The sequence below is a fragment of the Aquimarina hainanensis genome, assembly GCF_042684685.1.
Lineage (GTDB): Bacteria > Bacteroidota > Bacteroidia > Flavobacteriales > Flavobacteriaceae > Aquimarina > Aquimarina hainanensis.
In genome coordinates, this window is record NZ_JBHULX010000037.1 from 1 (window position 1) to 674 (window position 674).

Annotated in this window: 1 pseudogene; it reads left to right on the forward strand. The window is 44.4% G+C overall.

Annotation, left to right across the window (positions count from 1 at the left end):
- Window positions 1-674, forward strand: a pseudogene (locus tag ACFSTE_RS15990) (hypothetical protein); the annotation flags it as partial.

Here is a 674-nt window from a genome sequence, read left to right on the forward strand (position 1 = left end):
AGTGATAATGATGGAGTTGCAGATATCGTAGAAAACGGAGGAGTTGATACCGATGGAGACGGAGCGATAGACTACCCGACTCCGGGAGATCCAACCTCTATGGCTGATGTTGATGGTGATGGATTTGCTGATAGTGTTGATACGGATGATAATACAGTTGCAGGTACAGGAGATGGCGGAACGGCTCTGGTTGTAGGAGACCAGGATAATGATGGAGTTGTAGATTACTTAGATTTAGATAGTGATAATGATGGAATTTCAGATACAATAGAAAACGGAGGAGTTGATGCAGATGGCGATGGAGTTTTAGATGGAATTACCGATACTGATGGCGATGGATTTGCTGATAGTGTTGATACGGATGATAATACGGTTGCAGGAACAGGAGATGGCGGAACCAATTTACCGTCACCGGACAGTGATAATGACGGTATTATAGATAGCCTGGATTTAGATAGTGATAATGATGGGTTAACAGATATTACAGAAGCTGGAGGAGTAGATACTGATGGTGATGGAGCGATAGATTATCCAACCCCGGGAGATCCAACGTCTATGGTTGATGTCGATGGTGATGGATTTGCTGATAGTGTTGATACAGATGATAATACGGTTGCAGGTACAGGAGATGGCGGAACGATGCTACCGTTACCCAATACCGATGGTACAGGAGG